This is a genomic window from Scytonema hankhaensis NUACC26, assembly GCF_045865695.1.
Lineage (GTDB): Bacteria > Cyanobacteriota > Cyanobacteriia > Cyanobacteriales > Nostocaceae > Scytonema.
In genome coordinates this window covers 24267-33322 of sequence record NZ_BAACAP010000139.1, presented here as the reverse complement: position 1 = coordinate 33322, position 9056 = coordinate 24267, and the positions used below count along the sequence as shown (strand labels likewise).

Here is a 9056-nt window from a genome sequence, read left to right as displayed (position 1 = left end):
AAAGGGGGCATGAGAAAATCTAGTTCCCTCCCCTTTACAAGGGGAGGGTTAGGGTGGGGTAAAATCTATCTCAGGTCTGTTACATAAAGATTGCCAACAACCTTAAGGTACACCTTAGAAAGATTTAGCTTGCTTTTATTTAAGTTATGTAGCGTCAAAAATAGAGTTTTCTCTATACTATATTATTGGCAAACAGAACTGCAAAATTGAAGTGAAGGTGTGTGAGTAACTTCACCAACGCAAAAATAATATCAAAAGTTACAAGCGCCATTACTGTTATCGTAGGGTGTATTGTACTGATGGGCTGGACACTTAATATTACCTTGCTTAAGAGTGTTTTTCCAGAGCATACCAGTATGAAAGCAAATGCTGCGATCGCTTTTTTACTAGCAGGAGTTTCGCTGTGGTTTTCAATAATGGGAGAGCAAAGGAAAAAATATATCTTTGTTGCTCGTGTAACAGCGATCGCCGTCTTTATTATTGGCTTACTCACTCTATGTCAATATATCTTAGGATGGAATTCAAGAATTGACGAATTGCTGTTTCGAGACTCACCAGATGCCTCAGACACTTCACATCCTGGGAGAATGGGGATAAATACTGCTCTCAACTTTGTACTTTTAGGTACGGCGCTGTGGTTATCGGGTAACAAGACAAATCGCAGTGACAGTTGGGCGCAAGGTTTGAGCGTTGTGGTTGGCTTGATAGCTCTTCAAACAATAGTCGGTTATATCTATGGAGTGAGAAATTTTTACCACATAGGCGTTTATACTACCTCAATGGCGTTACATACAGCACTGACTTTTGTGGTGCTTTGTGTGGGAGTGTTGTATATTCGTCCGAACTCCGGGTTTATGCGGACAATAACCAGTGAACTCAATGGCGGTGCGATCGCCCGTTTGTGGATACCAGTTGTTTTAATTCTGCCCCCGATTGCGGGGTGGTTAATTCTTTTGGGACAAACGACAAAGCAATACGATGCAGCTTTTAGCATATCGCTGCTTGTCCTTGTACTAAATGGAATTTTTTTGGGATTAATTTGGCAAAATGCTAATTTTCTGAATAATTTAGATAGCACTCGTCAAAAAGCAGAAAGGGCATTGCGCGAGAGCGAAGAACGCTATCGTTTGCTCGTGGAAAATGTTCCTCAATTGGTTTGGACTAGCCGAAGCGATGGTTTTGTAGAGTACTTCAATCAGCGCTGGATCGATTATACAGGGTTGCCGCTCGCTCGAACTTTAGGGTGGGATTGGCAGCGAGTCGTTCATCCTGACGATTTGCCTCAAGCCCTTGAAAGTTGGACAACCGGACTTACTACAGGTAACCGAGTTGAAGCACAGTACCGTTTGAGATGTTTTGATGGTGTTTACCGTTGGCACGTAGTACAAGCTTTACCACTGCGGGATAGTAACGGAACTGTTATGAAGTGGTTCGGTACTTGTACGGATATTGACGATCGCATACGAGCAGAAGTTGCTTTGCGCCAAAGCGAATCTCGACTGCGCTTCTTTGTGGAATCAGATTTGCTCGGTATTATCAGTAGCGATATGCAAGGACGTCTAAAGGAAGTCAACGACGCCTTTTTAAGCATAATTGGCTACACGCGCAAAGATTTTCTTGTAGAAAGACTGGAGTGGAAAGATCTAAGCCCACTAGAATTTCTACCTTTAGATGAAGCAGCGCTAGCCGAAGCTAAGGTAAAAGGAACTTCTAGCCCCTATGAAAAAGCTTACATCCGAAAAGATGGAACTCGCGTTCCGGTATTAGTAGGTTACACCATAGTTGGAGAACAGCAGGAAGAAGCGGTTTCATTTGTTCTCGATATTAGCGAACTGAAGAGAACTCAAGCAGCCTTAATAGAAAGTGAAAAGCGCTTTCGCCATGTCACAGATACTGCTCCAATGATGGTTTGGATGTCCGGACTAGATACACTGTGTAATTACTTTAACAAACCTTGGCTGGATTTTACCGGACGAACAATGGAGATGGAAATGGGCAATGGCTGGAGAGAAGGTTTACATCCTGACGATTATCAGCATTGCTTGGAAACTTATACGAATGCATTTAATGCACGCCTTAACTTTCAAATAGAGTACCGCCTGAGGAGGTTTGATGGAGAATATCGTTGGCTTTTAGATATTGGTATACCTAGATTTACCCCAGAAGGGGAATTTTTAGGTTACATCGGGTCTTGTATAGATATAGAAGACCGCAAACAAGCCGAAGCACAAACGCAACAAATTAATGAAACTCTTGAAGAACGAGTTAGACTACGCACTGCTCAACTAGAATCTGCCAATAGGGAACTCGAATCGTTCTCTCACTCAGTTTCTCATGATTTAAGAGCACCATTGCGACACATTACTGGATTTGTTGATTTGTTGCAAAAACGGCTAGCAGGTACTTCGCTAGATGAAACTAGCCAACGTTACCTTGCTATTATCACCGAAGCCACCAAACAAGCAGGTACATTGATTGACGATTTACTAACTTTTTCCCGTGTGGGACGTTCTGAAATGCGTTATACCAACGTAGATATGAATTTAATCTTACAGGAGGTACAACGCGATTTATTGCCAGAAACGAAAAACCGGGAAATTTCTTGGCACATAGAATCACTACCCCAGGTACATGGTGACCCCTCCATGTTAAGACTCGTTTTCCGTAACTTGTTAGAGAATGCCATTAAATACAGTAAAACCCGTTCCTTAGCAGAAATTACTGTAGGCTGTATCAGTAAGGAACAGGAAGTGGTATTCTTCGTGCGAGATAACGGCATTGGTTTTGATATGCGATATGTTCACAAATTATTTGGAGTTTTTCAACGCCTGCACAGCGATCCTCAGTTTGAGGGTACGGGTGTTGGATTGGCAAACGTTCAGCGCATTGTTCACCGACATGGTGGGCGTGTCTGGGCGGAAAGTGAAATAGATAAGGTCACGACCTTTTATTTTTCGCTACCAAGGGGGTTTGAAGTAGCGAGTGGAGAGTAGAGAGCGAACAATGGAACTAAAGCGCATTCTCCTAGTGGAAGACAGCATTAACGATGTTGAGTTAATCCTGACTTCACTGGCAGAAAACCATTTGGGTAATGAAGTTGTTGTTGTCCGAGACGGTGAAGAAGCATTGGATTATCTATACCGCCGTGGCTTGTACCGTTTGCGGCGCGAGGGTCATCCTGTTGTGGTATTATTGGATCTCAAGCTACCGAAGATTGACGGATTAGAAGTTTTGACACAACTCAAAGCCGATCCAGAATTACGGGTAGTGCCAGTAGTTGTGCTGACTTCCTCACGCGAAGAACAAGATTTGACTCGCTGTTATGAACTTGGCACAAATGCTTATGTTGTTAAGCCCATTGATTTTCACGAATTTGTGGAAGTCATTCGAGGGTTAGGATTGTTTTGGGCAATCATTAATGAACCGCCTCCAGGTTCTATACCTCCGGCACGCAGTACTCAAGGATTTGCAGGAACATAACAACAATGTCTGGTCTCAGGTTTCTCTTGCTGGAAGATAGCTTGGTGGATACAGAACTGATCTGGGCCACCTTAAAAGAAGGTGGGATTTTTTGTGAATTGGTTCAGGTGAAAACTCAAGCGGAATTTCAGAAGGCACTTGAGGAAGATAATTTTGACCTGATTCTTTCAGATTACTCTTTACCAGGGTTTGATGGTATTTCAGCTTTAGAGATGGCACACCGTTTGTTGCCAAATATACCCTTCATCTTTGTAACTGCAACAATGGGGGAAGAGGTAGCAATTGAAACTCTTAAAAGTGGGGCGACTGATTATGTTCTGAAGCAACGGTTGGAACGTGTCGTACCTTCAGTCAAGCGGGCGATGCGAGAAGCCGAAGAACGTCGCGCCCGCCAACAAGCAGAAGCTGAATTGAAACAGCAAAAAGAAGAATTGGAAAGAGCAAACCGCATTAAAGACGAGTTTTTAGCAGTACTGTCTCATGAATTGCGATCGCCCCTCAATGCCATTCTCGGTTGGTCAAAAATTCTCCGAACCCGCAAGATAGACGCAGTAACCCTAACCCGTGCATTGGAAACGATTGAGCGCAACGCCAAGCTACAAACTCAGCTTATTGAAGATTTATTAGATGTCTCTCGCATTATTCGCGGTAAATTAACCCTACGCCCTCAACCTACAAACTTAGTTCCTGCAATTGAAGCTGCAATTGATACCATGCGTTTAGCAGCTCAAGCCAAAGCTATAAACCTGAAGTTTTCCATTTTAGATTCTGAATTAGAGAATCAAAGCGAAGCTTCAAGTATTGTTTTAAATAATACTCATATTATAGAGCGACCGACTAAATCCCTACCCATCATTTCAACAGAAGAAACTTCTACAGTCACTTTCATCCCACAAGCAACGCAATGGCATTCTAAGTCAAAGTTCCTGGTCTTAGGCGACCCCAATCGTTTGCAGCAAATCGTTTGGAATCTCCTTTCAAATGCCATCAAGTTCACAGCTCAGGGAGGACAGGTGGAAGTACTCTTGGAAAGAGTTCTCAATCTCCATTACCCCTTATCCCCAGAGGGGACCCCGAGTTCCCCAATCGCCAATCCCCAATCGCCAATCGCCCAAATTACAGTCAAAGATACAGGTATGGGTATTCATCCTGAGTTTCTACCATACGTGTTTGATTCCTTTCGACAAGCAGATGGTTCCACCACTCGCAAGTACGGTGGTTTAGGGCTGGGGTTAGCAATTGTGCGTCACTTGATAGAACTCCATGGCGGAAGTGTAACTGCAAACAGTCCGGGAGAAGGACAGGGAGCAACATTTACAGTACAACTGCCAATTCTTGAAGGAAATAGAGAATTGGGAGTAGGGAATAGAGGCAAATTTTCCCAATCCCCAATCCCTAATCCCCAGTCCCTTCCTCTAGCAGGAGTAAAAGTCTTAGTGGTGGATGATGAGACGGATTCTCGCGATTTTATAGTCTATGCCTTACAAGACTGTGGTGCGATCGCAGCAGCAGCAAACTCTGCTAATTCTGCACTAGAAATGCTAGCATCTTTCCATCCAGATGTGCTAATTAGCGACATTGGTATGCCCGAAACAGACGGTTATGGCTTAATTCGCCAAATCAGAAATCAGCCACACGAAAAGGGAGGACAAATCCCAGCTATTGCGCTAACAGCTTATGCTGGAGACAGGGATCGGCAAGAAGCGCTAGCTGCGGGTTTCCAAAAACACCTTTCAAAACCAGTTATGCCGGATGAACTTGCCAATGTTGTTGCAGAATTAGTTAAGGGTTAGCATCACTAACCACTAACTCACATACTTTTACAAAAAATACAAAAAATGGAGATTCGAGGGAGTAATACCCCACTATTAGAGTGGGCAGGAGACGGTTTAGCGATTGGATTATTTGAAGATGCAGTAGAACTAACAGGAGAACTAGCCACTTTAGATGAAAAGTTGGCTGGTAGTATCAAAGAATTAATTGCCGAAGAAGAATTTAAAGGCAAACAAGGTAGCAGCACCTTCATTCGAGTTGGCAGTCATAGTCCAGTTCGTAAAGTGATAGTTGTTGGCTTAGGAAAACCCGAAGCTTTAAAACTAGAAACCCTCAGAAGAGCTGCTGCTACTGCTGCAAGAACAGCTAAAAAGCAAAAGTGCAAAACTCTGGCAATTCACTTGCCAATTTTTAACAACGAGCAAGCACAAACTGCTCAAGCACTTGCTGAAGGAGTTCAACTCGCATTATACCAAGATAATCGCTTTAAATCTGAACCAGAGGATAAAAGTCCGCAAGTCGAACAGGTGGATTTATTGGGGCTTGGAGGACAGGAAGCAGCCATTACCTGTGCCAATCAGATTGCTTCTGGTGTCTTTTTAGCTCGGCAGTTAGTTGCAGCACCAGCTAACTCAGTTACACCAATTACCATGGCAGAAACTGCTACACAAATTGCTTCCGAACACGGTTTGCAGTTAGAAATTTTAGAGCAGGAAGACTGTGAAAAGTTGAATATGGGTGCTTTTTTAGGAGTTGCAAAAGCTTCTGATTTGCCACCTAAATTTATTCACTTAACTTACAAACCAGAAAGCACGCCAAAACGCAAGCTAGCGATTATAGGTAAAGGTTTAACCTTTGACTCAGGTGGGCTTAACATCAAAGGTGCTGGTAGTGGCATTGAGACCATGAAAATTGACATGGGCGGTGCTGCAGCCACTTTAGGTGCTGCTAAAGCCATTGGTCAACTTAAGCCAGATGTAGAGGTGCATTTTATTTCTGCTGTAACTGAGAACATGATTAGCGGTCACGCCATGCATCCCGGCGACATCCTCACGGCTTCCAATGGCAAGACGATTGAGGTCAACAATACCGATGCTGAAGGACGGTTAACTTTAGCAGATGCCTTAGTCTTTGCTGACAAATTAGGCGTAGACGCAATTGTCGATCTTGCAACTCTCACAGGCGCATGTGTTGTTGCTTTAGGAGAAGACATTGCTGGTTTATTTACACCTGATGATGCTTTAGCTACTCAGTTAGAAAAAGCCTCAGAAATTTCAGGGGAAAAGATTTGGCGATTGCCAATGGAAGAAAAGTACTTTGAAGGGCTAAAATCCGGGCTTGCTGACATGAAAAACACTGGACCGCGTGCAGGTGGTTCCATTACAGCTGCTTTATTCCTCAAGCAATTTGTCAAAGACACAGCAGCTTGGGCGCACTTAGATGTTGCAGGTCCCGTTTGGGCTGAAAAAGAAAACGGCTACAACGGACCGGGTGCAACTGGCTTCGGTGTTCGTACCCTCGTTAACTGGGTACTCAGCGAAGTGTAGTACTTACACTCTTGTGAGGGTAATACCTAAACTCTTGTGAAGGTAATATCCATACTCTTGTGAAAGTAATGTCCACACTCTTGTAAGAATAATATCTACACTCTTGTGGTGCGGGCGTCCTCGCCCGCTATTTATTCCCAATCATCTAACCAATCACCATCAACATCTTTAACAAATTGGCGAATCCCATCGATCCCCAAAGTTCGTCTCGAATTTCTCAAGTCTCTAGATCTTTGCAGCGCTGCTCTAGCTCTACTAATTCTTTGTTGTTTAAGAGTTTCTAATCGATCCGACATCATAGTTTATTCTTCTTTGTTATACCAATTAATATATACGTATTAAAAAACATGAAGCAAAACTATTTCTATCTTTATGTCATCTTGAAAACTTCACATTTTTCTCAGTTTCTTTAAACTGACTTTATCAAGGAACGATAAATTTTTATAAAATTTGGAAGTAGTTTGATATGAATTTACGACTAGTTCAACTTAATTCCAAATAGTTTTTTATAGCTTTACAAAAAGTTAAGTATCCCCACGAATCCCATTTTTTTGGTTTCTTCTGACAATTAAAAAAGGAATCGTTTTAATAACCTTGTTGTCAAAAGTCAAATTAGTGCGTCCCAAAATCAGAAAAGGCTTAGCTGAATTTTTAAAGATTTGGCTTTTTCTTTCTATCTTCCTTTTAAAAGAATCATTTCCTCATGCTGCTTATGCGGTGACTACACTTAATAAGTGCGCTGTTGACCCTGTATGCGTTGAAACTATAGGTGTAGAAATAGGCGCAAATGTTGCTGCTCCTACGAGTACAGGTCTTGGTCAAGCTACAATTGCTGCTACTTCTGGCTCTACTGGCACTGCTAATGCAGTTGTCACATCCGTTGGTAGAGTTGGTGTTATTGTGGGTTCAGTCGGTGGTGGATATGCCATTTGGCATTATTGGAGTCAAGCTAATAATAAGCAGGCTCAAAATCAGGCTCAAGAAAAGTATTGTCAAGTCAATCCTACAGATTCTGTCTGTCACGGTTTTCATTTTGAAGGTCAGGGTCAATATCAGGACTGTTATCCGGACGGTTTGCACTGGGAATTTACCGGTTATGGTAGTTCGTATTCTTATCAAACTATTTTTAACGGTAATCCTCCACACGGAGCAAACTGTGATTGGGATTTAATTTACATTGATGGTCAGCTCTTCACCGCCTTTAAGCCAAATACTTGGACTGCTCAAGAATTGCAACAGACACCTTGGAAAGATTGGCCACAATCTAAGCGTGATGCAGCAGTTAGCTTACTCGAACCTTCTGACTGGCAAAATCTTGTTAGTTCAATGCCACAAGGGGGTTTATTAGATCCTGGAGATACGCTTGATGCGAACAAAATTGTCATTCCGGGGCAAGAGACAGATGACCCCAATACTCCAGAAGACGATCGCCCTTTAAGGATATTGCCAGGAATTTATACTATGCCTGGAAATCCTGATTTTGATGATGATGGTCTTCCAGACACAACCGATCCAGATGATGACAATGATGGAGTACCTGATTCTAGTGATTTAGATCCACATAATTCTAACATTCCATCACCACCAACTTCTGCAAGTGGTGGTTCATCTGGATCTGGAGAGCCAGGGGGTTCTGGAGATCCACAAGATCCAGATTCATCAGCGCAACCATCTCCCCTAAATTCAAACTCTGTAGTAATAGATTCTCAGGTATCAATTGCTCTAGATAAGGCAGCTAGGGGTGAACCTTTGAGTGTTGCAGAACAATCAGCAGTCAATTGGGTTGCTAGGAAGAGAAGCACTGGTACGGAAATCCGTGAAACAAATACTACAGTGAGGGAGGTGAAGACGAAGAATGAGAATTATCAACCCTTCCAGAAAGTACCTGTGACTGTTGACCCTAGTAGCCCTGAGTACCAAGCAGTCATTCAGGAGCTTGAGAATAACTACGTAGGAGGAGTACCGCCTAAAGGACAAAATGATCGGAGCATTGTAGCCGACACTTTCTTTGCAGAGAGTGAAGAAGGGGTTACGCCAAATTTTGCCACCCAGGACACGAAAGTGTACAATAACCTGGCTAAAATAGCAGGAATAGATCCAGCAAGGACAGGGCAAGGAGTACATCAGGCTTACCCTAACGGTTTTGGAGTAACAGTAAGTGGAAAGACCATTCACGTCATTCCTTTACCAAAAAATTAGTAGTTAAATTTCTCCCTGTACACCAGTTACTTTAGTTATAAATTGTTGCAGTCTTGC

The 9056-nt window shown here is 42.8% G+C and carries 6 protein-coding genes; 5 read left to right on the top strand and 1 reads right to left on the bottom strand.

Translation table 11 applies throughout. The features are described from left to right. Positions 1-356 precede the first annotated feature (356 nt). Genes ACKTT2_RS09050 through ACKTT2_RS09035 form a run of 4 tightly spaced genes read left to right on the top strand, consistent with a single transcriptional unit; the run spans position 357 to position 6800 of the window. Positions 357-2993 carry a PAS domain-containing sensor histidine kinase gene (locus ACKTT2_RS09050; RefSeq protein WP_407885868.1) on the top strand — a complete coding sequence of 879 codons (2637 nt, stop codon included), beginning with the start codon at positions 357-359 and terminating at the stop codon, positions 2991-2993. Positions 2994-3003: 10 nt separating this feature from the next. Next, positions 3004-3480, top strand: coding sequence for a response regulator (locus ACKTT2_RS09045; protein ID WP_407885866.1), 477 nt, complete (start codon positions 3004-3006; stop codon positions 3478-3480). Positions 3481-3485: 5 nt separating this feature from the next. Beyond that, complete coding sequence (locus ACKTT2_RS09040) at positions 3486-5273, top strand: ATP-binding response regulator (protein WP_407885864.1); 1788 nt, start codon at positions 3486-3488, stop codon at positions 5271-5273. A gap of 45 nt (positions 5274-5318) precedes the next feature. Continuing rightward, positions 5319-6800, top strand: coding sequence for a leucyl aminopeptidase (locus tag ACKTT2_RS09035; RefSeq protein ID WP_407885862.1), 1482 nt, complete (start codon positions 5319-5321; stop codon positions 6798-6800). Positions 6801-6931: 131 nt separating this feature from the next. Here the strand turns inward: ACKTT2_RS09035 and ACKTT2_RS09030 are convergent, their stop codons facing one another. Further along, a complete protein-coding gene (locus ACKTT2_RS09030) occupies positions 6932-7099 on the bottom strand; it encodes a hypothetical protein (RefSeq protein WP_407885860.1) in 168 nt (55 codons plus the stop codon). A 298-nt stretch (positions 7100-7397) separates the two neighbouring features. On the opposite strand from ACKTT2_RS09030, the gene ACKTT2_RS09025 reads away from it, so the two are divergent. Then, complete coding sequence (locus ACKTT2_RS09025) at positions 7398-8999, top strand: hypothetical protein (RefSeq protein WP_407885858.1); 1602 nt, start codon at positions 7398-7400, stop codon at positions 8997-8999. The last annotated feature ends 57 nt before the right edge of the window (positions 9000-9056 follow it).

Excerpts from the sequence above, each read along its gene's own strand:
- ACKTT2_RS09045 (WP_407885866.1), top strand. The coding sequence starts at position 3,004 with ATGGAACTAAAGCGCATTCTCCTAGTGGAAGACAGCATTAACGATGTT.
- ACKTT2_RS09040 (WP_407885864.1), top strand. The coding sequence starts at position 3,486 with ATGTCTGGTCTCAGGTTTCTCTTGCTGGAAGATAGCTTGGTGGATACA.
- ACKTT2_RS09050 (WP_407885868.1), top strand. The coding sequence starts at position 357 with ATGAAAGCAAATGCTGCGATCGCTTTTTTACTAGCAGGAGTTTCGCTG.
- ACKTT2_RS09030 (WP_407885860.1), bottom strand. The coding sequence starts at position 7,099 with ATGATGTCGGATCGATTAGAAACTCTTAAACAACAAAGAATTAGTAGA.
- ACKTT2_RS09035 (WP_407885862.1), top strand. The coding sequence starts at position 5,319 with ATGGAGATTCGAGGGAGTAATACCCCACTATTAGAGTGGGCAGGAGAC.